The organism is Alteromonas lipotrueae (assembly GCF_019249255.1).
Lineage (GTDB): Bacteria > Pseudomonadota > Gammaproteobacteria > Enterobacterales > Alteromonadaceae > Alteromonas > Alteromonas lipotrueae.
On sequence record NZ_JAESDJ010000001.1, the window covers coordinates 33,455 to 58,390 of the forward strand.

General features: G+C 45.4%; 20 protein-coding genes and 1 riboswitch. Of the genes, 15 read left to right on the top strand and 5 right to left on the bottom strand.

The genetic code is table 11. The features are described 5' to 3' along the window. Positions 1–7 precede the first annotated feature (7 nt). From KYS23_RS00135 to KYS23_RS00150, 4 genes are all read left to right on the top strand, one after another. On the top strand, positions 8–637 hold the full coding sequence (locus KYS23_RS00135; RefSeq protein ID WP_159528642.1) for an alpha-ketoglutarate-dependent dioxygenase AlkB family protein: 630 nt from the start codon (positions 8–10) through the stop codon (positions 635–637). 7 nt (positions 638–644) lie between these two features. Further along, a complete protein-coding gene (locus KYS23_RS00140) occupies positions 645–959 on the top strand; it encodes a BolA family protein (protein ID WP_159528644.1) in 315 nt (104 codons plus the stop codon). Positions 960–1,038: 79 nt separating this feature from the next. Next, complete coding sequence (locus KYS23_RS00145; protein WP_218417867.1) at positions 1,039–1,713, top strand: phosphatase PAP2 family protein; 675 nt, start codon at positions 1,039–1,041, stop codon at positions 1,711–1,713. Between the two features lie 77 nt (positions 1,714–1,790). Then, on the top strand, positions 1,791–2,396 hold the full coding sequence (locus tag KYS23_RS00150; RefSeq protein WP_232370566.1) for a nucleotidyltransferase family protein: 606 nt from the start codon (positions 1,791–1,793) through the stop codon (positions 2,394–2,396). Here KYS23_RS00150 and KYS23_RS00155 read toward each other — a convergent pair. Together KYS23_RS00155 and KYS23_RS00160 are read right to left on the bottom strand one after the other, a co-directional pair. Next, positions 2,373–3,737 carry a nitrate regulatory protein gene (locus KYS23_RS00155; protein ID WP_159528648.1) on the bottom strand — a complete coding sequence of 455 codons (1,365 nt, stop codon included), beginning with the start codon at positions 3,735–3,737 and terminating at the stop codon, positions 2,373–2,375. The two genes, KYS23_RS00150 and KYS23_RS00155, sit on opposite strands and share 24 nt — an antisense overlap. 242 nt (positions 3,738–3,979) lie before the next feature. Then, positions 3,980–4,264 (bottom strand): hypothetical protein, encoded by a 285-nt coding sequence (locus KYS23_RS00160; protein WP_057793943.1) that lies wholly within the window; start codon positions 4,262–4,264, stop codon positions 3,980–3,982. A 331-nt stretch (positions 4,265–4,595) separates the two neighbouring features. Between KYS23_RS00160 and KYS23_RS00165 the strand changes: the two genes are divergently transcribed. From KYS23_RS00165 to KYS23_RS00215, 11 genes are all read left to right on the top strand, one after another. Continuing rightward, positions 4,596–6,161 carry a SulP family inorganic anion transporter gene (locus KYS23_RS00165; protein ID WP_159528650.1) on the top strand — a complete coding sequence of 522 codons (1,566 nt, stop codon included), beginning with the start codon at positions 4,596–4,598 and terminating at the stop codon, positions 6,159–6,161. A 349-nt stretch (positions 6,162–6,510) separates the two neighbouring features. Then, positions 6,511–9,060 carry a nitrite reductase large subunit NirB gene (gene nirB / locus KYS23_RS00170; protein WP_218417868.1) on the top strand — a complete coding sequence of 850 codons (2,550 nt, stop codon included), beginning with the start codon at positions 6,511–6,513 and terminating at the stop codon, positions 9,058–9,060. Between the two features lie 14 nt (positions 9,061–9,074). Next, entirely contained in the window at positions 9,075–9,428 is a 354-nt protein-coding gene (gene nirD / locus KYS23_RS00175; RefSeq protein ID WP_159528654.1) for a nitrite reductase small subunit NirD, read from the top strand. Positions 9,429–9,470: 42 nt separating this feature from the next. Next, positions 9,471–12,260 carry a nitrate reductase gene (locus KYS23_RS00180; RefSeq protein WP_218417869.1) on the top strand — a complete coding sequence of 930 codons (2,790 nt, stop codon included), beginning with the start codon at positions 9,471–9,473 and terminating at the stop codon, positions 12,258–12,260. A gap of 150 nt (positions 12,261–12,410) precedes the next feature. Continuing rightward, positions 12,411–13,310: a uroporphyrinogen-III C-methyltransferase gene (gene cobA, locus KYS23_RS00185; RefSeq protein WP_218417870.1), complete on the top strand. Its 900-nt coding sequence runs from the start codon at positions 12,411–12,413 to the stop codon at positions 13,308–13,310. Next, positions 13,294–14,289: a glycosyl transferase family protein gene (locus tag KYS23_RS00190; protein WP_159528660.1), complete on the top strand. Its 996-nt coding sequence runs from the start codon at positions 13,294–13,296 to the stop codon at positions 14,287–14,289. The genes cobA and KYS23_RS00190 overlap by 17 nt, the downstream gene beginning before the upstream one ends. A gap of 199 nt (positions 14,290–14,488) precedes the next feature. Beyond that, complete coding sequence (locus KYS23_RS00195; RefSeq protein WP_159528662.1) at positions 14,489–15,805, top strand: methyl-accepting chemotaxis protein; 1,317 nt, start codon at positions 14,489–14,491, stop codon at positions 15,803–15,805. 414 nt (positions 15,806–16,219) lie between these two features. Beyond that, positions 16,220–17,635 (top strand): CmpA/NrtA family ABC transporter substrate-binding protein, encoded by a 1,416-nt coding sequence (locus KYS23_RS00200; RefSeq protein ID WP_159528664.1) that lies wholly within the window; start codon positions 16,220–16,222, stop codon positions 17,633–17,635. A gap of 36 nt (positions 17,636–17,671) precedes the next feature. Next, entirely contained in the window at positions 17,672–18,667 is a 996-nt protein-coding gene (locus KYS23_RS00205; RefSeq protein WP_218398073.1) for an ABC transporter permease, read from the top strand. A 15-nt stretch (positions 18,668–18,682) separates the two neighbouring features. Further along, positions 18,683–19,549, top strand: a complete 867-nt coding sequence (locus KYS23_RS00210) for an ABC transporter ATP-binding protein (RefSeq protein WP_159528668.1) — start codon at positions 18,683–18,685, stop codon at positions 19,547–19,549. 274 nt (positions 19,550–19,823) lie between these two features. Then, on the top strand, positions 19,824–20,999 hold the full coding sequence (locus KYS23_RS00215) for an alginate export family protein (RefSeq protein ID WP_232370714.1): 1,176 nt from the start codon (positions 19,824–19,826) through the stop codon (positions 20,997–20,999). Positions 21,000–21,162: 163 nt separating this feature from the next. On the opposite strand, the gene KYS23_RS00220 is transcribed toward KYS23_RS00215, so the two are convergent. The 3 genes from KYS23_RS00220 to KYS23_RS00230 form a co-directional block, all read right to left on the bottom strand. Next, positions 21,163–21,765 carry an HD domain-containing protein gene (locus KYS23_RS00220; protein ID WP_159528672.1) on the bottom strand — a complete coding sequence of 201 codons (603 nt, stop codon included), beginning with the start codon at positions 21,763–21,765 and terminating at the stop codon, positions 21,163–21,165. A 121-nt stretch (positions 21,766–21,886) separates the two neighbouring features. Beyond that, positions 21,887–22,519: a thiol:disulfide interchange protein DsbA/DsbL gene (locus KYS23_RS00225; protein ID WP_159528674.1), complete on the bottom strand. Its 633-nt coding sequence runs from the start codon at positions 22,517–22,519 to the stop codon at positions 21,887–21,889. A gap of 197 nt (positions 22,520–22,716) precedes the next feature. Next, a complete protein-coding gene (locus KYS23_RS00230; RefSeq protein ID WP_218398071.1) occupies positions 22,717–24,645 on the bottom strand; it encodes a TonB-dependent receptor plug domain-containing protein in 1,929 nt (642 codons plus the stop codon). 52 nt (positions 24,646–24,697) lie between these two features. Further along, a riboswitch (cobalamin riboswitch) is annotated at positions 24,698–24,913 on the bottom strand. Positions 24,914–24,936 lie beyond the last annotated feature (23 nt).

Here is a 24,936-nt window from a genome sequence, read left to right on the forward strand (position 1 = left end):
GGGGGTTATGCAATTACCACTTTTTACTGACGCGAAAGCAGCGAAAAACTCACCCATTACGCTACCGTTGCCAGAAGCTGAGGTGCGCTATTATCCGCAATGGCTTAGCTCAGAGCAAGCGAATGACTACCAAGGTGTGTTTGAAAGCACTTTGCCGTGGCGACAAGATACCATTCGTATGTATGGAAAATACCTCGATGTGCCTAGGTTACAGGCTTGGCACGGTGATCCTGAGTGTCTTTATAAATATTCGGGTATTAAGCTTGCACCACAACCTTGGACCCCTGAATTAGCGGTCATTCGAGATAAATGCATTGAGGTTTGTCATATTCCTTTCAACAGTGTGTTGGCAAATTGGTATCGACATGGGCAAGACAGTATGAGTATGCATGCTGATGATGAGCCTGAACTCGGACCTAATCCCGTGGTAGCGTCGGTCACTTTTGGTGAGTCTCGCCCTTTTGTGTTTAAACACAAAGAAACCGGTGCCCGTTTTACCCAAATATTAGAGCACGGTAGTCTATTAGTCATGGGGGAAACCACTCAATCGCAATATCTGCACGGTATTGCTAAGACGACTAAACATATCGGTGGTAGAATTAACCTTACTTTCCGGCACTTAATTACAACCAAGTAGTTTTCATATGAATGTTAAAGAATTTATAGAATCGACCCTAACACGCGCGCTTTCGCCAGCGTTGTTGAACGTGGAAGACGAGAGCTTTATGCACAACGTTCCAGACGGTGCGCAAAGCCATTTCAAGGTAACCGTGGTCACGGATGCCTTTGAAGGCAAACGTTTAATTGCCCGTCATCGTGAAATTAATACGTTGGTCGATGAAGCCTTGAAAGGGCCTGTGCATGCGCTAGCATTACATACTTATACCCCAACAGAGTGGGTGGCGCGAGGTGGCGAAGCGCTCACTTCGCCAGCCTGTTTAGGTGGCAGTAAGTCGTAACGCGTTTTTATATTCGTTTCATTTTTCAATTGAGTATTTATTTTAATTTTCTATAGCCCCAACAGGAGCGCTTGGTAACATGGAAGTAAGAAGTTCGGTAAACGCGTATTTGCAGATAGTAAAAACACCCACGGTGCAGGTGGTGTTATTAGGGGGGGGCTTTTTGCTGCTAATGCTATTTGCTTCTATGCAGGTTCTAGCGCCTTTCGATAACGCCGTCATTCAGATTCTGGTGTGGGACGATATGCCCGGGGTGATTCAACGCTTCTTTGAAAATTTCACTGCGCTTGGCAGTAACGAAGTACTTATCTTTTTTTCACTTGCCGTCGCCGGTTTTTTGAAATTAACCGGGCATCCCAATAAAGCATTTACGCTATTAATAGCGGTAGCTGCAGGATTGGTGATTACCTTTGTACTTAAAGTCGGTATAGACCGCCCTAGGCCGCCGCTGTCTGGCCATCAAGTTACCGTATTAACGCAAAGCTTTCCATCTGCACATGCCATGATGTCTACCCTTGTTTACTTCTGTATTGCTAGGCTTTTTTGCTTTTCTATTACAAAAGTTAAATTGAAAATATGGGTATATTCTCTGACTACACTATTGGTATTTGTTATTGGCCTGAGTCGAGTACAGCTAGGCGTGCATTGGCCTACCGATGTCATTGCTGGGTGGCTCGGTGGCGGAACCATTGCCGCGTTTAGTTTTTATGTGATTAAATGGCAAAGAAATCTGCGCATTCGAAATAACCCTTAGTTTTCTAGACGTGGAAGGCCAAACTGCTAGGGGAAATTAGGGCGGCCACAATACGAAGACCAAACTAGGTACAAGTTGTGAACATATGCGATCCTAGAGAAAACCCAGAACACGCTAAGCAAGCCGTTATCCGTATGATGTCTCACGACTTATACCGGATGCAATGCTTGGCTGCATTAAAATCGCTACAGTTACCCCAAGGTTATTTAGCGGCGGGGTTTCTGCGTAATGCTATATGGGATGATAGTCACGGCTATAAGAAACCAACGCCGTTAAATGACATCGATGTTATCTACTTCAACCCATCAGATACTTCAAAAGAATCAGAGCTCCACATAGAAAATGCGTTGTCTGCGCAGGTACCTTCAGCCCACTGGCAAGTGAAGAATCAGGCTCGTATGCATGTGCACCACGGTCACAACGCGTATAAAGACTGTGAAGAAGCGATTAGCTATTGGATAGAACAAGAAACCTGTGTGGCTATTAGGCTTTGCCCAAATAAAGAGGGCGATAAGTTTGATATGCTTGCACCCTATGGGCTATCAAGTAATTTTGCCGGTACGATTTCGATAAACCCCCGCCATCCTAGAGGCGATGTATTTACCCAGCGGGTGAAAACGAAAAACTGGCTAGTAACGTGGCCGCAACTTACTTTAGATTCAGCGTTGGTTAGCGCTATTTGATATTTCAACCACGGTCGCGGCTATGTCGGTCAGCTTTTTATGCTCATTCATGGCCTGCTTTTGTAGTTTTCGATACGCATCATTTTCATTTAGTTGAAATTGCTGCATCAGAATGAGTTTGGCTCTATCCACCAGCTTGTGCTCGGTAATGGCGCGTTTAGCTTCTTCTAACTCACGACTCATGTCTTCAATATACTGTGCTTGCCCTCTCAATAAATCGTAAAATGAGCGATGTGCAGACAAGGTTTGTGTCTGTTCGCTAATATCAGCATTTTTACTCGAGCCAGTCATATCAGTCTGTAGCAACGCGAGCTCACTGTCTTCCACCAAACCTGGCATGCTAGGGTCGAACAGCATAGTGAGGGGGGAGCCATCTTGTGCGTGTTCATCGGTAAAGCTTTCAATTAACCGCTGATGGTTTTTCATTTCATGATGGGCGTTACTTACTTTGGTTTGCGCTTCTTTCGTTAAGCTGTCGGTCAGCTTATTTTCAATTTCTTGCATTGCATCAATACGCCGCGTGGCTACATCGAACCACACTTCACTAATTTCAGCCGCAATGGGGCTACCATCAGCAAGCTGTGCAATCATTTTCCGTAATTGATTAATATCATGTGCGGCAGGGCTGTCATCTAAAAGCTCGTAGGCGTCTTTATGGCAAGTCCGTGCGAATTCATTGAACACGGTAAAGTGATGTTGCTGAGCGTGCTGTAGTGCGCTGAGCTTGTCGCACAGGCGTTTATCAAAATGCGTCTCTGCAAAGCCAATAGCCCCCCATGCACGTTCTTGCCCTGCATACTCTTTACCCTGCATGAAATTAAATAGTGCAACTAAAAGGCGGGTAATTACTGGATCGCTGGCAATGTCTGCCGCTTCAAAAATTACCGTAAGTAGCCCTGCCACTAAGCGGCAATAAGCGCGGGTGGAGTCTAACGGAGACAGCGTGAGTTTTTTCGCTTGTTCACGAAGAACCGGGAGGTAGTCAATACCTTGAAGCGCTAACGTAATGCTGCTTAATAAGCGAGGGTTTGCGGTGTCATGACTTTCGGTTAAATACAATGATTTAAGTTGGCTGCGCAACATAGATTCGGCTTCACAGCTGGCTTCAATATGGGTAGCACGTTGCTGCGAAAATCTTTCGCCTTTAGACGCTAAATAAATGTTGGTGGCACCACGCTCCCGCTGTAGGGCATGCACCATGTTTCGAACGGAAATAACAATGCGGCAGTTGCTGGATAGCTGCTCAAGCACAGTAATTTCAGCTCGTTTAGCGGCAAGCAAGAAACGCTTAGTGGCATCGCTATAATGCGTAGTGGCCGTTATTTCATGGTCTGTTTGCATGATACATCTAGGAGTTTAGCGGACTTAGCTTCTAACAAAAGCAATGCCTATGCCTTAACGAACCACTCTTGATGAAGTTGATTTAAGTTACTGTTTTTATGCGAATAATTTTTTCGTTTGATTCAATGTTGGGGGATTTTCCAGCAAATATTAATCAGCAATACTGAGCGTCTCATCATAGATGCTCAATAATGGTGCAAGTTGAGATGATCTTAGCCTTGCACCTACTTCAATATTTGGTATTACGCCCTTACTACTCGGAGAAACCAGCCAACAAAAATAGAAATAAGAAGGCCGAAGAAAGACATCAAAGCAGTAATCATCAATAACTTTCCTGAAAAGTCAGGATCTTCACCGGTTTCAGTCATTAACATGCCGGATGCTTTGAAGATAAATAATGCGGCAATAGAAAACAGTAAAATGACTGCAGTAGACATTAACGTAGATTTCCAAAAGGTTTTTGGAAACGCCCAATGAATAGCGCCGGCCACCAGCACGCATAAAATTGTGAGTAAATAAGGGACCACTTCCACTCCTTATCGGTTGGTCAAATACACCTCGCCGCCAACAAAAGGATCAGCAACGTAGATTGAAACAGTCAGTGTGAATACAACTGAGAGCGCCAATGATGAATCAATGGCAAATCAATTGCTCGGCAAAAACTAAGCTTATTACGATGCCATGGAAAGTCAGCCTTGTCAGCTTAAAATCCTCTGTACGATTAACATTCTATTAAAAGATTTTCAGCATTATTAGTGGTAGAATCGCACGCAAAATTTGTGCATGACAGTGATTTACAGCATCCACAGCTAATCTGGCAACGCACGACTCCTAAAACCTCTAGACTCCTGAGAAAACATGTTTGATTTAATTACTAATCGAGATAGTAATGTAAAAAATGACGTGCTTTCTGGTATTACCGTTGCACTTGCACTGGTACCAGAAGCGGTTGCTTTTGCATTTGTTGCTGGCGTTGAGCCCATGATTGGGTTGTACGCCGCATTTATGATGGGACTTATCACGTCGGCCATTGGCGGACGTCCGGGAATGATTTCTGGTGCGACAGGTGCCATGGCCGTGGTCATGGTGGCATTAGTGGCACAGCATGGCGTTCAATATCTGTTTGCCGCTGTTATTTTAGCCGGTTTACTGCAAATACTCTGCGGAGTGTTCAAGCTCGGGAAATTTATTCGACTGGTGCCTTACCCGGTAATGCTCGGGTTTGTAAACGGCTTAGCAATTGTTATTTTTCTTGCCCAATTAGGTCAATTTAAAGTAGTGAATGCCCTCGGTCAGTTGGAGTGGATGCAAGGAACCATGTTGTACTGGATGCTTGGGTTGGTTGCGCTTACTATGGCGATTATCTACTTACTGCCTAAGTTAACCACTGCGGTACCAGCGTCTTTAGTGGCTATTGTTACCGTAACGGCTATGGTGCACGGGCTAGATTTAGAAGCCCGTACGGTTATCGATTTCGTGCGTGATTTGCTACCTGAAGCACAGAAAGCTAGCGCTACCCTTGCCGGTGAACTACCTACTTTTGCTATCCCTATGGTGCCGTTTACCTGGGAAACTGTGATGATTGTTCTGCCTACTTCAATCATTCTGTGTCTGGTTGGTTTGATTGAGTCACTCCTTACATTATCGCTTATTGATGAAATGACAGATACCCGTGGCCGTGGCAACAAAGAATGTGTGGGTCAAGGTGTTGCTAATACTGTAAATGGCTTCTTTGGCGGCATGGGCGGTTGTGCCATGATTGGTCAAAGCATGATTAACATCAACTCTGGTGGTCGTGGACGTTTATCAGGTATTACTGCAGCATTGGTGCTTCTTGCCTTTATTCTTTTTGCTGCGCCATTAATTGAAATGATCCCGCTAGCGGCATTGGTTGGCGTTATGTTCGTGGTGGTTATTGCTACCTTTGAATGGGCATCGTTCCGCATTATTCGTGGTGTAAATAAAGAGGACGCTTTTGTTCTGTTCTTAGTGACCGCAGTAACGGTCATTGCTGACCTTGCGATTGCGGTTGTGGTGGGTGTAATTGTGTCTGCCTTGGTATTTGCGTGGAAGCACGCTCGTCATATCGAAATTAAGAGCCACATTGATAGCGATGATTGGAAAGTGTATGAATTAGAAGGACCATTGTTCTTCGGTTCAGTGACCCACTTCAAAGACTTGTTTGATATTGCCAATGATCCTGAGCACGTGGTTATCGACTTTAAAGAATCGCGAATTTGGGATTCATCAGGTATTGATGCCTTAGATACGTTAGCTGATAAATACGAACAGCAAGGCAAGAAGCTGCATATTCGCCATATCAGTGACGAGTGTCGCAACTTACTGCGTAAAGCTGACAAGTTCGTAGAAATTAACGTGAATGAAGATCCTCGTTATCGTGTTGCTACCGATAAGCTGGCTTAACAGTTGGTGGCAATCGCCTTGGTGTGAATGCTCAGGTGCTTGCCAGGGCTGGAGAGTAAGGTAGAGCAATGTGAGTGCACCAAATGATATCGCAAATGCTTTTGTTTGGTGCAAAATAAGGTGACTCGAAAAGCCGGTTTTTTAATAAATCTATATAAAACAGGCTAGTAATGACATGGCACTAATATTGGATATACTTTGTAGTGTGAAAAATTGTGTGTATGTTTAGAGCAACCTAGCTCACAAAAATTTGATAGCTATGAAAACTCGTAGCGCTTGATAGGCAATGAAGCCCGCAACAACGAAAGTTGATGCGGGCTTTTTTTTGTCCCGAATAAAGGGAGAGACCATGACATCTTTGGCATCTAAAACGCGAATTCTCGTCGTTGGTAACGGAATGGTAGGGCACCATTTTGTTGAACAGCTTCATCAAAGTAGCGATAACGTTGATATCACCGTGTTGTGTGGTGAGTCGAGACTGGCCTACGATAGAGTACATTTATCCTCTTACTTTAGTGGCGCTAGCGCAGATGACTTAGCGCTGACAACCGCTGATGTATATCGTGATTGGGGCGTTAATGTGGTAACGAACGCCATAGTAACTGACTTGCTGCGCGACGAAAAAAAGGCGTTAACCGAAGATGGTCAGGTATTTCCCTACGATAAATTGGTACTTGCCACCGGCTCTTACCCGTTTGTCCCGCCTATCCCCGGAAACAATCAAGAACATTGTTTAGTGTATCGCACTATTGATGACCTGATTGCCATTGAAAACTCTGCTCGAGAAAGCAAAGTCGGTGTGGTAGTGGGGGGCGGCTTATTGGGCCTTGAGGCGGCAAACGCGTTGAAAGAAGCCGGACTTGAAACCCATGTGGTGGAATTTGCGCCTCAGCTGATGGCCGTGCAGTTAGACGAAACGGGGGGCGACGTACTTCGCAGTAAAATTGAGTCGTTAGGGGTAACCGTTCATACCCAAAAAGCAACACAGGTTATCGAAGCTGGGGAGCAAGCACGTTATCGCATGGTATTTGCCGACGGCACTTTTCTTGAGACCGATATGGTGCTGTTTTCAGCGGGTATTCGTCCATCAGATCAACTGGCCAGAAAATCCATGCTAGCGCTTGGGGAGCGTGGGGGTATTGTTGTCGATGACAACTGCTTAACTTCCGATCCTGACATTTTTGCCGTGGGCGAATGTGCGCTTTGGCAAAACCGCATATTTGGTTTAGTTGCGCCAGGTTACACCATGGCTCGCGCAGTGGTAAGTGCGTTAACTGGTGGTGATACTGTATTCACTGGCGCCGACATGAGTACTAAGCTTAAGTTGATGGGTGTAGAAGTAGGTTCTATTGGCGATGCACACGAACGTACTACTGGCGCACAAAGCTACACCTATTTTAACCAGCCTGAAGGCGTGTATAAGAAGTTGGTGGTAGATGAAAGCCAGCAGAAAGTATTGGGTGCGGTGTTAGTCGGTGATACCAGCGACTACGACACCTTATTGCAGTACGCCTTAAACGGCATTGATTTACCAGAAAACCCTGAAACGCTTATTCTGCCAAGTTCAGGTGCTGCGCCAGCGTTAGGGGCTGATGCATTACCGGACACCGCCACAATTTGCTCCTGTCACAACGTGGCAAAAAACGACATTGTATCGGCTATTGACGAGGGCTGTTGCAGCCTTGGCGAAGTTAAAAGCTGTACGAAAGCCAGCACCGGTTGTGGTGGGTGTACTGCTTTGCTTAAAAATGTGGTTGATAGTGAGCTTGAAAAGCGAGGGGTAGAAGTCTCGAAAGCCATTTGTGAGCATTTCAATCATACCCGCCAAGAGCTATTTCATATTGTAAAAGTGAACGGCATCACTTCGTTTGACGAATTACTCGACAAGCATGGAACTGGTCTTGGCTGTGAAATATGTAAGCCAGCAGCAGGCTCTATTTTAGCGTCTGTGTATAACGATTACGTACTTAAACAAGAGCATTTACCCCTGCAAGATACCAACGATATTTATCTTGGTAATATGCAAAAAGACGGTACTTATTCTGTGGTTCCTCGCGTGGCGGGGGGAGAAATTACGCCAGAAAAGCTAATTTTATTAGGCGAAGTTGCCAAGAAATACAGCCTGTATACCAAAATCACCGGTGGTCAGCGAATTGATTTATTTGGCGCACGGGTCGATCAACTTCCTGATATTTGGGAAGCCCTTGTCAAAGGCGGCTTCGAAACTGGGCATGCATACGCTAAAGCCCTTCGTACGGTGAAGTCGTGTGTAGGTAGCACTTGGTGTCGCTACGGCGTTCAAGATTCGGTGAAAACCGCCATCGATTTAGAAAACCGTTACAAGGGCTTACGCGCGCCGCACAAAATTAAATTCGGCGTGTCCGGCTGTACGCGGGAATGTGCAGAAGCCCAAAGTAAAGATATTGGTGTTATTGCCACCGAAAATGGCTGGAATTTATATGTATGCGGAAACGGCGGTATGAAGCCTCGTCATGCCGATTTATTCGCCACCGATTTAGATACCGAAACGCTGGTTAAGTATATCGACCGGGTCTTGATGTTTTATGTACGCACCGCCGACAGATTGCAACGTACATCGGTATGGATGGATAACTTAGAAGGTGGTTTGGCTTACCTGCAAGATGTTGTTATGAATGACTCGCTTAACATTAACGCTGAGTTAGAAGCTCAAATGGAAACCGTTGTTGGTGCTTATCAGTGTGAGTGGAAAACCACGCTTGAAAGCGAAGCATCGCGTAAACGTTTCCGTCAATTCGTTAACACAGATGGCACCGACACAAACATTCAGTTTGTCTCTGAGCGAGGTCAAGTTAGGCCTGCCACTGAATTAGAGAAATCTAAAGGTGCCGACAACCTCATTGCGGTTGACGTAATTTAATAAGGAACAAACTGATGACAGCAAATACAGAAGTGGCGCCCCTTTGGCATGACGTGTGTGGCATTGATGACGTGGTAACAAACAGCGGTGTTTGTGCACTTATTGAAGGTCAGCAAGTGGCACTGTTTAGTGTGATGAGAGGTGGCGAGCAGTTTCTTTACGCCATTAGCAACTGGGACCCCATCGGCAAAGCAAACGTGCTATATCGTGGCCTTATAGGCTCCATAGCGGATGATATTGTGGTGGCATCGCCTCTTTATAAAGAGCACTACGTGTTGGCCACAGGCAAGTGTATTGAACGTGATGACGTAAGCGTAGTGGCGTATGACGTGAAAGTGGAAGGTGAGCGAATACTCGTTGCTGTCTAACCCACTTTTCTATGTTGTTTTGTTTATTAAGAGAGTTTATCCATGAATATGGCTACACCAAAAACCACTATGCTGGAACCACGACTACGGCAAAAGCAAACCACCTGTCCTTATTGTGGTGTGGGTTGTGGTGTAGATATCAGTTGCAACGTTAGCGGGCGTATTACCTCCCTGGACAAGGTTACTGGTACGCCCGAGCATCCGGCCAATTATGGTCGTCTGTGTGTAAAAGGCACAAACCTGCTCGAAACAAACGATCTTAGCGGCCGTTTGCTTCATCCAACCATGGCAGGTGCGAAGGTAGATTGGGACACGGCTACCCGCGCGGTGGCTGATAAAATCACCCAGACTATTGCTGAACATGGGCCGGATGCCGTTGCGTTTTATGTTTCAGGGCAATTACTCACTGAAGATTATTATGTTGCTAATAAGCTCATGAAAGGGTTTATTGGCAGCGCCAATATAGACACGAACTCAAGGCTTTGTATGTCATCTGCCGTTGCCGGTTATAAACGTGCGTTTGGTGAAGATGTGGTGCCTTGCGATTACACCGATTTGGAATGTACCTCATTATTGGTGCTCACAGGCAGCAACGCTGCGTGGGCGCACCCTGTGCTATTCCAGCGTATTCAGAGGGCTAAGCTGCGCAATCCAAACATGAAAGTGGTGGTGATTGACCCCAGAGAAACTGAGACCTGCACTATCGCAGACTTACATTTACCGCTAAAAGCAGGCAGTGACGTTGCGTTATTTAATGGGTTACTTCAATTTGCTCACAACAATGGGGCAATAGATAAGATTGCCGTTAGCGCATTTACCCAAGGGCTAGATGAAGCCGTCAGCAGTGCCAACGCCATTGATGCAAAAGACGTGGCTAGTCTGTGCGGTTTAAATGAGGCGGATTTAACCACCTTTTATGATTGGTTTATCAATGCTGACACTGCAGTTACTTTCTATTCCATGGGGGTTAACCAATCTTCAGCTGGGGTAGATAAAGCCAACGCGATAATTAATTGTCATCTTGCGTTAGATTTTATCGGCAAGCCAGGTTGCGGCCCTTTTTCTATAACCGGTCAGCCCAATGCCATGGGGGGCAGGGAAGTGGGTGGTTTAGCCAATATGCTGGCGGCCCACTGTGATATTGAAAACCCCAACCACCGTGAAAATGTAAAAGCGTTTTGGCAGTCTCCGGCTATGCCAGAGTGCGGCGGATTAAAAGCAGTAGACTTGTTTTCAGCTATGGATGCGGGGCAAATCAAGTTTGTGTGGATAATGGGCACAAATCCTGTGGTGAGTATGCCCTATCGTGAGCAAGTTGAATCGGCGCTGAAAAAGTGCGACATGGTGGTGGTATCAGATATTGTACAAAGTAACGATACCCTTGCCTTTGCTGATATTGCACTGCCGGCAACCGGGTGGTCTGAAAAAGACGGTACCGTCACTAATTCCGAGCGCAGAATTTCCCGTCAACGAGGCATTATGCCGCCTCCAGGCGAAGCCAAACACGATTGGCAAATTATGTGTGATGTAGCTAATAAAATGGGCTTTGCCAGCGCGTTTGCCTACTCTCACCCTAGCGAAATATTTGATGAACACGCCCGGTTAACGGCATACAAAAACGACGGCACGCGATTGCTCAACCTTTCCCTCTTAACCGGGAAATCTCAGGCTCAATATGATGCAATGGCGCCTGTACAATGGCCACTTAATACCAATAGCGATAAAACGCTTTCAGCTGTTCGCCCCTTTTATAACAAAGTGTTTTTTACCCCATCGGGCAAAGCAAATTTTGTCGCCGTGCAGTTTTCTCTTCCTATTCAAGTTACCTCGCGTGAATTTCCGTTTGTGCTTAATAGCGGGCGAATGCGTGACCAGTGGCACACCATGACTCGAACAGGCAAGGCGCCTTTACTTCATGCCCATACTGCGCACGCCAATATTTATATTCATCCCGAAGATGCCAAAGCATTGTGTGTGGCCGCAAATGACTATGTTTCTCTCAGCAGTAAAGTGAGCGGCGAAACACCCTGTATTTTCCCTGTGCAAATCGATAAACGTCAGCGCCAAGGCGATGTGTTCGTTCCTATTCATTGGTCTGGGGGGTGGGGTTCGCACAGCAAGCTGGCAAAACTTTATGCGCCGGCAACCGATCCTATTTCAGGGCAGCCAGAACTAAAACATGGTGCGGTATCCATTACGCCCCATAACTTTTCAAGCTACGGAAAGCTCTATATTAGTGATGACATTCAAGTGGCAAATGGCGAATTGGATATCGTAAAAGTGCTGAGCGAGGTAGTGGAAAGTAATAACGGCTACTGGGCTAAATATTTAATCGATAATGGGCTGGGCGTATCCATTGCCAGCCAACTTGAATCGCAAGCAGTAATCAAAGGGTTGCTAGAAAAACTACCTAAAACTTGGGTGTGCTATCAACACAAAACCGCCGACAGCCAAGTGCTTATTTGTACTTATCAAGATTCGTTTTGTTTTATGGCGTTTTTTGGTGCGCACAGCCCCAGTACGAAGCCAAAGTATGATGTACCAAATTCATGGGTAGACAGCGCATTAACGCAAAGTTTCAACCCTGAAAAACTCGCTAATTTTTTACACTGTGAAGTCGACGAAGAATTTTTAAATGGCCCTGTGGTGTGTAGTTGTTTTTCTGTGAGGGAAAAAACCATTAATAAAGCGGTAGCAGCAGGGTGCTCATCAGTTTCTGCATTGGGCGATTCGTTAAAGTGCGGCACAAATTGCGGTTCCTGCAAACCGGCTTTAGCAACATTAATTAACGAATATGCCATCCCAGTAGAAGACGTCGCTCGTGAAAGTTAACACCAAGCGCGTAGCTGATAAGAAGGCTACACAGGATACTATCGAGAATGCTACTGGCAATGTTACTAGCAAAGCATCTTGCATAAACGTGACTCCTACAATAGCTATTATCACAAGAGCGACGACGAACTTTGCTCTGGAGAGATTATCATGAACACTTTAGTTAACACCTTTGGGCTGTTGTTTCGCAATGCATTATCGCAACCTGCTAGCTACTCCACATCAGGTTTTTTAAGTGGATGGTTAGGCAACGGAAAAAGCGCGCCACGTAGCAAGAAAGAAGGCAAAGTGTACATTGTTGGGGCTGGCCCAGGCGATGTTGAATTACTCACCCTTAAGGCGCTTAGATTAATCAAACAAGCTGATATAGTGTTGTTTGATGCATTAGTGGGCAAAGATGTTATTGCGGAAATTCCCCGTCATGTGAAACGTGAATATGTGGGTAAACGCTGTGGTCAGCACAGTATGAAGCAGCAAGAGATTAGCGCGAAGGTGGTTGAGCTAGCGAAGGCAGGTCATTGTGTAGTGCGACTTAAAGGTGGCGACCCTGCATTGTTTGCTAGAACCTGCGAAGAAACCATAGCGCTGACAGAAGCGAGCATTCCTTTTGCTATTGTACCTGGCATTACGGCGGCTTCAGGCATGTCTGCTTATACGGGGATCCCACTTACTGATAGGCGCTGTGCGCAGGCAGTGAGCTTTATTACTGCACATTTTCAAAACCCTGAAACATGGCCAGATATGACCCAATTGGCTAAAAGTGTTGCCTCTCAAACCGTGGTGGTTTACATGGGGTTGAGTCGTTTGTCTTTGCTATGTGATGCTTTGGTAAAACACGGCATTGCCGATGATTGGCCTGTAGCCGCAGTAGAAAATGCGACAAGTCCACAACAGCGGGTGATAGAAGGTACTGTGATTACAATTGGTAGTATAGTCTCTAACGCCAATGTTAGCGGCCCTACGTTACTTATTTTTGGAAAAGTGATAGAGTCACGACAACTCGTCAATACATCACTTTTACACAATAAGCAGCATGTCTCAGCAATTTAGCAACTATATAAAAATCATCGGCAAGGGCCAAAAAGGTGGGCGCAGTCTTACCCGCCAAGAAGCTTACGAGTCTATGAAAATGGTACTGTCTAATCAAGTTACCGGCGATCAACGTGGTGCATTTTTAATGCTCTTGCGTACGCGAGAAGAAACCCCAGAAGAAGTCATTGGGTTTATTGATGCATGCCGTGAATTACTGGAGCCTGAACTTGCTAACTTAACACCCACATTAGATGTGGGCTGTTATGCCGGTAAGCGCCGCCAGTTACCTTGGTATCTATTATCGTGCGCGGTGCTGGCTAAAAATAATTATACCATTATGCTGCACGGCGCCCATGAGCCAGGTTCGGGTCGGTTATATGCTAGCAAAGCGTTACCTGCATTGGGGCTTGTAGAAGTAAACAGTATTGCCGATGCCTCTCGCCAAATGCGTGAATTTGGTGCCACTTATCTCGATTTGTCGCATTTATTGCCAGCGCTCAATACCATCATAAAATTACGTGAAGTATTTGGGTTACGCTCATGCGCAAATACCTTGGCGCGCTTGCTGAACCCGACGTCGGCCCCTTTTTGTGTGCAGGGGGTTTATCACATGCACCTTGATCATAAACATTGTCGTGTGAATGAAAGTTTTCCCGCGTTCGAAGCGCTGTGCTTTCGTGGCGATGGGGGAGATCCGGAAGTAAACAGTGAACGAAAAACCGAACTCTATGTCACGCGCAATGGAAGTACCGAAGAAATCATACTTCCTGAGTTAACAGAAAAAATGGCTCTTAAAGATACGCAAATGAACGTGAGCGATATGCTTGCGGTCTGGCGGGGCGATACTTCGCATCTTTATGGTGAACAAGCTATTCACGCTACCTTGGTGAGCTACCTTATTTTACTTGAAGGTTGTGACGTAGATGAAGCGAGAGGCCTTGCCACAAATCTGTGGGTACAACGAGATAAAACCGCGTTACCCTTCACTCAGCATTAGGCCATTTGGGGTTAATGCTGTTGTCTAAGAATCAAATCATTTCCAAATTATTCTAATAATTAAGTAACTTGTAAATCCTCTGCTATCTTTAGATCAACCAATTTAAGCAATAACGACTTTGTATCCTCGCTCGCTCTCATGAGCGTTATGAGAAGTTTATGTGAGCGAGATGCTATATCCGAATGTCGAGGAGTACGGGATGTTTTTTAAGAATAAGCAATTGTTAGAAGAAGTGGAGCGCTTACGCAAAGATGTTGAATCATTTCATACGGTGGAAAGTGAACTCAGAGCTGAAATGCTCTACATCGAATTAGATAGAAGCGGAAGAATCAATCGAGTCAACGACAGCTTTTCAGATGTAATGGATTTTTCATCCAATGCACTTGATGGAAAAACTATGGATAGTCTCATTCCTCAGGGAGTAATGAGTCAAGCCGCCACGAAAGAGTTTATTTCTGCGATAAAGCAAGCTCAGCATTGGCATGGTGCGATTAATCTTGCTAATGCTAACAGCGAGGACCGTTGGTTTAGAGGCATACTGCACCCCATTCTTAACGACCGCGGGGCGGTCGAACGGCTTGCCTTGTATATGGCAGAGCAAACCTCAAATATCAATAAAAGCCGTGAAATGAGAGACATGCTTGAGGCCTTGCATCGCTCCACTGCAGTGATTGAGTTTGACCTAACGGGTATTATTCTTAAAGCCAACGATAACTTTCTATCTTCTATGGGCTATTCATCAGAGCAAATAGTCGGTAAGCACCATAAAATATTTTGTCCTGCAGATGAAGTTGACACACCAGAATACCGACAATTTTGGAGCGACCTTGCGCAGGGGAAAATGTTTTCAAGCCGCTTTAAGCGAGTGGATAGTCGCGGTAATGAAGTGTGGTTAGAGGCATCTTACAACCCCATACGAAACGACAAAGGCGTACTTTACAAAGTGGTTAAGTTTGCCACCGTTATTACCGAACAAATGCAACGGGAGTTTGCTATTTCCGAAGCCGCTAATGTTGCCTTTAATATATCGGAAGGTACGGGAGAGCAAGCCCAGAAAGGTAAAGAGGTTGTGGGGAGCATGGTGCGTATTATGGGGGAACTCACCTCGCAGATGGGGACGGCAAGCGAGGGTATTCGTGAACTCGATGAGCAGTCGCAAAAAGTGGCAGATTTAGTTAAAAGCATCAGTGGCATTGCCGATCAAACCAACCTACTGGCGCTGAATGCGGCAATTGAAGCGGCCAGAGCGGGTGACCAAGGAAGAGGCTTTGCCGTTGTTGCGGATGAAGTGCGTCAACTTGCGTCAAGAACCAGTACTGCCACCGAAGAAATTGTAAGTGTAGTAAATGAAAACAGAAAGCTCACTGAAAATGCGGTGCAGCTCATTGAGGCGGGGCAGGAAAAAGCAAGAGAAGCGCTTGAGTATTCAACAGAGTCAGGCAAAGTTATGAACGAAATTCAAAATGGCTCCTCAGAAGTCGTAAACGCCATTGGTCAATTCACCCAACGGCTATAGCCTCAAACGACAAATAAAGCACTGAGGGAGAGTGTGGTGTCTCCCTCGTGTTTCTATTCTCTTCCCCGCTGTGCATCAATCATCCCTATGCCGTGCATCGAACACTTCTAGTGCAATAAACGCACTGTTATTGTTCATGTAAAAGAATGATTACCATTTGCGATTTTGTTAAATCCCGTAAATTCAATGGGTTAAGGTTCTGGCACGAACTCTGCTTTATCAGGCGTAGATACACTATTAAGCGACACCAAAACAAAAAAGTACATTAAGTACTGGTAGCAACAACCAACACCCAAACAATAAGTTCGCCTGTATCTCATTAATTAATGATTACAGGCCTGGCATCGAAGCCCACCAAGCGCGACGTTTATTCGTCTACGCTGGTGGGTTTTTTTTTGGCTAAAGGAAACATAAATGACCAAGTTTAAAAACGTTTCAGTGCTCAAACAAATAAAGAAAAAAATGGCAGCAGGCATAACCGCTGCGATTGCCCTTTCCTTCACCTTAGGCGCGCCACTCGCTAGCGCACAAAGCGATGAAAAAGTGGGTTGGCCAGAAAAAGAAGAATTAAAATTTGGTTTTATTAAACTGACCGACATGGCGCCATTGGCCATCGCTTATGAAAAAGGTTTTTTTGAAGACGAAGGTTTATATGTAACCTTAGAAGCCCAGGCAAATTGGAAAGTATTGCTTGATCGAACCATCGACGGCCAACTTGATGGTGCTCACATGCTGGCAGGGCAACCGCTTGGCGCAACCATTGGTTTTGGTACTGAAGCACATGTTGTGACGGCGTTTAGTATGGATTTAAATGGGAATGGCATCACTGTTTCAAACGAAATATGGGAAAAAATGAAAGCCCATATTCCGGTAGAAGATGGCAAGCCTGTTCACCCAATCAAAGCTGATTACTTAAAGCCAGTGGTTGATGAATATCGTGATGCAGGTAAGCCATTTAACATGGGTATGGTATTCCCCGTATCGACGCATAATTACGAACTTCGATACTGGCTTGCTGCCGGTGGTATTCACCCAGGCTACTATGCACCTCACAAAGGCGATAATGCTGGCCAAATTGATGCTGAAGCTTTGCTATCAGTTACACCACCTCCTCAAATGCCAGCTACGATGGAAGCGGGCACTATCTATGGGTACTGTGTAGGCGAACCTTGGAACCAGCAGGCGGTATTTAAAGGCATTGGTGTTCCGGTTATTACTGATTACGAAATTTGGAAAAATAACCCAGAAAAAGTATTTGGTGTGAGCCAAGCATGGGCTGAAAAGTATCCTAATACCCACATTCGTGTAGTAAAAGCGTTAATTCGCGCCGCCATGTGGTTAGACGAAAATGACAATGCTAACCGCCCAGAAGCAGTAAAAATCTTAGCGAAAAGTAACTATGTTGGCGCTGATGAAGATGTATTGGCTAACAGCATGACAGGCACCTTCGAATACGAAAAAGGCGATAAGCGTGAAGTACCAGACTTCAACGTATTCTTCCGCTATAACGCTACTTATCCATTTTACAGTGACGCGATTTGGTATTTAACGCAAATGCGCCGCTGGGGACAAATTTCAGAGCCTAAACCAGACGACTGGTATAAAGAAACGGCACGCAAAGTGTACAAGCCTGAGGTTTACGCGATGGCGGCAAAAGCGCTTATTGCCGAAGGAAAAGCAAAAGCAACGGACTTCCCTGCGTTTGCCACTGAAACTGGTTTCAAACCACCTCAATCTGAATTTATCGATGGCGTTACCTACGACGGTAGCAAGCCAAATGCTTACCTTGAACAGTTTGGTATTGGGCTAAAGGGTGAAACTGTTCTTTAACAGTTTCACTGTCATACACAATTAGCGGAGAACAACATGAGTAAGATGGCAAATATATTAAGCTTTTCGCCAGCCAAATCACCAATGAGCGGCACCATGGGGGCGGTTTATAGTCGAGCGCCCGCTTTACTACTGCCTCTCATTGGCCTTTTGATGTTCCTCGCTATTTGGAATGGTGTGGCAAAAAGTATTGATACCTCACTCGGGCAATTTCCTGGCCCTGCTCAAGTGTGGGAGCAGGCAGGCTCGCTTATTACTGAGCACAGTGCTCAGCGAGATAAAGCTGACGCGTTTTACACAAGACAAGAAGAGCGCAACGCCGCGCGGGTTGCACAAGACCCAACTTACGAACCAAAAACTCGCGAGTTCACCGGTTCACCGACCTTCTTTGATCAAATATGGACAAGTCTTTATACCGTCATGGTGGGGTTTCTCATTGCCTCAGTGATTGCCGTCCCTGTCGGTATTTTATGTGGGCTAAGTAAATCAGCTTATGCAGCTATCAATCCGCTGATTCAATTGTTTAAACCCGTGTCACCTTTAGCATGGTTGCCATTGGTAACTATGGTAGTGAGCGCGCTGTACGTTAGCGATGATCCTATGTTTTCAAAATCATTTGTTACCTCGGCACTCACGGTATCCTTATGCTGCCTTTGGCCTACGTTAATTAACACGGCGGTTGGGGTGTCTGCTATCGATAAGGATCTAATTAACGTGAGCAAGGTACTGCGTTTAACGCCTACCTCTCATTTAACAAAAATTATACTACCTTCTTCCATCCCTATGATATTCACAGGGTTAAGACTCTCCCTTGGCATCGGGTGGATGGTATTGATTGCGGCAGAAATGCTGGCGCAAAACCCAGGCCTTGGCAAATTTGTTTGGGATGAATTTCAAAATGGTAGTTCAGAATCTTTAGCACGCATCATGGTAGCGGTGCTCACTATAGGTGCCATTGGTTTCATACTAGACAGAATAATGTTGTCGGTTCAACGTGCAGTGAGCTGGGACAAAACCAGCTTATTACGGTAATTAAGGAGAAAGAACATGCAAGCTAAACACTTGGAATTAGAACAAGTAGGCATCGATTTCCCTACACCGAAAGGCCCGTTTACGGCACTTACTGATGTAAACCTTAAAATTTCGAAAGGTGAGTTTGTTTCATTAATCGGTCACTCGGGCTGTGGTAAATCAACCGTGCTAAATATTGTGGCGGGTTTACACCAAGCCACCACGGGCGGCGTCATACTCGACGGTGCTGAAGTAAAAAGCCCCGGGCCAGAACGTGCGGTTGTTTTTCAGAATCACTCGTTATTGCCCTGGTTGAGCGTTTATAAAAACGTGGAACTGGCGGTAAAGCACACCATGCGTGGTAAGTCTAAAAAGGAAATGCGAGATTGGATCATGCATAACCTAGAACTTGTGCATATGACCCACGCTCTTGATAAATTACCCAGTGAAATATCTGGGGGTATGAAGCAACGTGTTGGTATTGCTCGCGCGTTAGCCATGGAGCCTAAAGTCTTACTCATGGATGAGCCCTTTGGGGCACTAGATGCGCTAACGCGCGCGCACTTGCAAGATTCATTGATGGAAATCCATGCAGATTTAGGTAATACAGTGATTATGATCACGCATGATGTCGATGAAGCAGTATTGCTTTCCGATAGAATAGTGATGATGAATAACGGCCCAGCAGCGACTATAGGTGAAATACTTGATATTGAGCTGCCCAGACCCCGAGACAGACTTAAACTTGCTGACAACCCTCAGTACAACCACTATCGGCATGAAGTGCTGACCTTTTTGTACGATAAGCAAAAAAAAATTGAGCCAGTGTCTTCCCATATCAAATCTAACCAAGCTGGAGGTGGTTCTGCAAAAAAAGCGAACAGTAAATCCGACGCAGCTTGAGTTAGGCGTCTAACGCTAATTCAAAGCGCGACAACATAAGTCGCTAAAACTTATTTAAACCCTTAGGTGCTTATCCCATTTTTTACTGGGAGGGAGCCCCTTAACTAAAAATCGTCAATAAGAACGCTAACCAACAAACGTTAACATCGTTAATAACAAGGGAACGCACATGAATACGCAAGATATAAAAGCATCAGCATCGCTGACAGAAGCACCGTCATATAGACTTAAACCGGTACAAAAGCGCTTTGCTCAAGCAGCACTGACAAGTGCTATGTTGGCGTGTTTTAGTGCGCCATCAATGGCGCAGAGCTGGCATGATGTACTTAGTGAAGCGTCTGCATGGGCAGACTTGAACTTACGTTATGAATCAGTCGACCAGGATAATGCACTTGATGATGCTAGCGCATTAACACTTCGTACTCGCCTAGGTTTTAAATCCGGAACGTTGAACGGGTTTTCCTTTACCGCAGAAGTGGAAGATAGCCGTATTGTTATGGGGCAGGGCGATTATACAGTAGGCCCTACTGGCTATAAAGTAGGTGAGTATTCAGTGATTGCAGATCCTGAAACCACAGAAGTGGATCAAGCCTTTATTCAGTATAAGAATGAAAAGCTAACACTCAAAGGGGGCAGACAAGTGATTGCCCTCGATAATCACAGATTCGTTGGGCATGTGGGATGGCGTCAAGATAGGCAGACCTTTGATGGTGTTACTGCTACCTATGCGCTTAACGAGAAAGTGAATTTCTTTTATGGATACCTCACCCAGCGAAATCGAATATTCGCAGAAGCCGCCGACTTTGATTCAAAAGACCATTTATTTAACGCAAGTTTCAAAACAGCGGTAGGAAAATTTACCGCTTATGGCTATTTGTTAGAAATTGACAATGACACCGATAATGCGCTTGATACCTACGGTATTCGCTATAACGGCAGTATGAAAGGTGAGACGGTGAACTGGGCATACGGCGCTGAATTTGCTACGCAAAGCAGCGAGTCAGGTTCAGGCGACACCGCTACCGATTATGATGCTAGTTATATTAATGCCAACCTTGCTGCTACTTTTTCAGGCATTACCGCAAAGGTTGACTATGAATTGCTGGGTTCTGACGATGGTGCATACGGCTTTGCCACGCCACTGGCCACCCTGCATAAATTTAACGGTTGGACTGATCAATTCTTAGGTACGCCTGCACAGGGACTTCAAGATATTACTTTTTCGGTATCCGGAAAATTAGCCGGTGGTAAATGGTTGTTGGCCTACCATGATTTTAGTGCCGATGAAGCTTCCGCAGAAGTGGATGATTTAGGTAGCGAGATTAACGTGCAGTACGTGACTAAAGTGATGGATAAAGTCACTCTCGCGGTGAAGTATGGTAGCTACTCTGCGGGTGACACTAAGGTAGATGCCAACAAGTTGTGGATGTGGGCAAGTACGCGTTTTTAATCGAGCTCAAAGGGTGTTTGATGGAGATTTTATAAAAAGCGACATCAACTAAGCGTTGCCAACAGGTTGCACCAAAAAAGCTCATAAAAAAGGTGCTAGAGAACAGATTCTCTAGCGCCTTTTTTGTCGCTTATAAGTGTGAACGTCAGCGCGTTTTACCGTTTTAGCTTTGTGCTGGAAGTAGCCAATTATTTTGTACCGCGGTATCTAATTGACGAGTGACGTAATCCCATAACTTAGGCGCACAATGCTTCAAATGTAAGTTACGCTTTTCTATCTTATCTCTGGTAACAGCATGTTTATTCCAACTACCACCTTGGTTTTGCATGTTTTGAAACACAGGAAGCACCCGGTCCATCGCCTTGGCAAACTCGGCATCAGGGGTTTTCGCTTCTTCAAACTCTAGCCATAATGACAGTAATTCATCGGCGTAGGTACTGGGCAGTAATCCAAAAATACGCTTCGCCGCATCAAGCTCTTTTTGTGCTTGCGCGTCGTGTTCTGAGTCCTCGTTGAAGGCAAACAAATCGCCTGCATCAATTTCCACTACATCATGAATTAAAATCATACGTATAACCCGAGCGACATCTATAGGCTTCTCGGAATAATGTGCCAAGGTACTGGCCATCAATGCAACATGCCAACTGTGCTCGGCAGAGTTTTCCTGACGATCGCCATCACAAGGCAAGGTTATTTGGCGTTTAACGCTTTTTAGTTGGTCTAATTCGCAAATAAAGGCACTGAAATCTTCGGGTAGAAACGACATGAATAGCTCCGGCTTTTTTTCGCATTGAAAAATGAAAATGGGCCTTAGCGTTAACCGCTACGGCCCATTTAATCTTGTACTGAAATAGGCATGTTGGGGCCTACTTCAATAATCCTAGCAATTACTTTTGTTCAGATAACCAAACAATCAAATCAGCAATATCATCAAATGTCATTTCAGCAGTAAATGTAGGCTGATATTTACCATTAATAACGAAGCTTGGTACGCCTGATAAGTAATCTCGGTTCTTGTCGATAAGCTGCTGGTTCTTACGAATCATGTTGTTTACACCAAAGCTGGTGGCTAACTTATCAAACTCAGCGCCATCAACACCGTTTACCACAAAGATGTTTCGCAAATCTTTAAGGTTGGTAATGGTTGCGCGTTGCTTATGAATGTAGTTGAATATAGCCGTGTTCATCGCATCTTCCTGTTTCATTGCGCGGGCAATCAACATGGCATGGGTGGCGGCATCTTGAACATCAGGGCCTGTAAAGCGCATAAAGTTAACATGCACTTTTTCGAACTTAGTGTTCTCGCCTTTTTTCTCTTTAATTTGTTTTACGATTGGCTCAAATTGGAAGCAATGTGGGCACCAGAAAGAGAAGTATTCCGTGATAACTGGCTTTTTGGTCGCTTCTTCATCTAATACCGTGTAATGGGTACCTTCTTTCCACTTTGCTGCGCCTTCTTGGGCGCATGCGGTTAATGGCAAAAGCATTGCCATTACAAACAATACTACAAACTTCTTCATGTAATTGAATCCTTTGATTTCAAATCTATCTATCAGTGTTGAGGTTACCACAGGCTTTTATTGGGCACTAGTTTACGCGACAAGCGAGCGGAAAAATGCAACGAATGGATGATATAAGACCAGAAAGTTTCGCTTCTTCTTAAAGAAGAAGCGAATGAAGTATCGCTATTTGAGTCTATAAAGCGACATATTCGGAGTTACTGGTGGTTGTAGCTCACCGATAACAATGCACGACGTTCTTGGCCTGCATAGCCTACGATATCCTCGTAGTCATTATCAAAAAGGTTATTCACTTTTAATGATAACGCCCACTTTTCAGAAATATTATAACCAAGGTTAACTGACGCCAGTGTGTAAGCTGACAGCCCCAACGTTTCTGCATTAGCTGGGTAGGGTGGGAAATAAGTATCGTAATGTGTTCCGGTATAGGCCAGTCTTGCATAAAGGCTAAATTTCTCGGTACCTAAATCAGACAATGCCGATAATGCGCCTTGGTGTCGTGCACGTCGAAGCTCGGTGTTAGCAATACCATTATCGTTTTGCTCGGCGTCTAAATAGCTATACGACGCCGATACCTTCGCTAAATCGCTAAGCCACGTTACTTCAACGTCTACGCCGTCACGGCTACTTTCACCGTCTGTATTCGCAGCGGTATACACGCCTTGAGTGGTGTCAAAAACGAAGCCATTAATCTCATCTTCAAGTTGGGCACTATAACCGCTTACTTGTGCCGAAACCGAATTCCAATGTGCTTTTACGCCAACTTCCCATTCTTCACTCTCTTCAGGCGTTAAGTCTGGGTTGCCAATAAAGCTATCTGGGAAATAGCCAAATCGCTCAGTAAAGGTTGGGGTTTTAATGGCCTTGCCGTAGCTAGAAAATAGCGCATAGCTTTTTGATACTTGCCATGTAAGGCCCGCGCGATAACTAACGGCGTCATCAAATTCACTGTTGTTATCGAATCGTGCGCTTAAGGTTGCGAAAACATTCTCAACAAGGTCACCTGTAGCTTCACCAAATAGGCTGGTGGTATTGTCATGTTGCTTTTGATTAGGATCGCCAAACACCACAGGGCCACGTTGTTCAAACAAACGTTGTAAGTATTCAGCACCACCTGCCACTTGCCAATTGTCGAAGCGATAAAAGCTTGTCCAGTTAAGTGCTAGTCGCTCGCCAGTCGTGCCACCCGCATCGGCACCCGATGTGGTATTTTCATTATCATCTTTTCGGTAATCGAAAGACACAGTAGATGCATAAGCCGATGCATCTGGTGCGAAGCGCCATGCTAGCTTAGTGCTCAGTTGGCTACCATCAGTCACATTGTCGGCATCTGCAGGCAATCCGGTGGTAACATAGTCAGTACCATCGTAATCATTTTCGTATTGGGTGCTGCGGAATTTCGCGCTCAATGTGTGTGCATCTGCCAATGCGTAATCGATGTTGATGCCTGCGGTCATGTTGTCATAACCATCATCTTCATTACCAATGCGTGAGATGTTATCGCCATCTGTTTTTAGGTAATTGGCGTAGGTGCGCACTGCCACATCGCCATTTTTGGTGGCGGCATTTATGCTGCCGTGGTAAGTACCTTGTGTGCCTATTCCTGCACTTAAATTAACACTGGGTTTTGTGCTGGTTCCTTCACCTGCTTTGGTGGTGATACTCAATACGCCACCAATCGCACCACTGCCCCATAAGGCACTTTGCGGGCCTCGCAGTAGTTCTATACGTACCACGTTCGCTGAGGTCAAGTGGGCCAAGTCTATCAAGCTTCCTTGGCCAATGTCGTTAGACACCACGCCATCAATAAGCACCAGTAAGTGATTACTTTCGCTGCCTCGAACACGAAGTTCGGTAAGGCCGCCTGGGCTACCTGATTGAGAAAGGCTCACACCTGGTAAGCCGCGAATTAAATCGGTAAGTTGTACTGCGCCTGAGGCTTGAATATCTTGCTCGGTTAGTACGCTTACCGATGCAGGTAGCTTGGCTATTTGTACAGGTAAACGGGTGCCAGTAACGGTAAGTGTTTCAATGGTATCAGGAGTTTGCGCTAAAACGGGTGCAGACAGCAGTGTTGCCACGGCAGCATAAACTGCAGTGCAGGTAAAGTGTGTTTGAAATTTCATTGTATTTCTCGCTATGTACTCCGCCCGAGTACAAGGGTGAATGTAAGCAGATTAACTGCCGTGAAGCTAGGCCGGTATCCGGGCTCACTCACCAATACAATGTATGGTTTCTCGGCCTTCCCATGTCGCGATATAAATAGCGATGACACAGTGGCGTGTTTAGGAGAATGTGTGTGTTCACACTGAGTTTACCGTTGCGGGGGCAGCATCAGATTTCACTGATTTCCCGTTTAACCCATTGATGGGCACCTAAGCGCGAAGGAGTATAGCTTAAGTGCCTAATAAATAGCG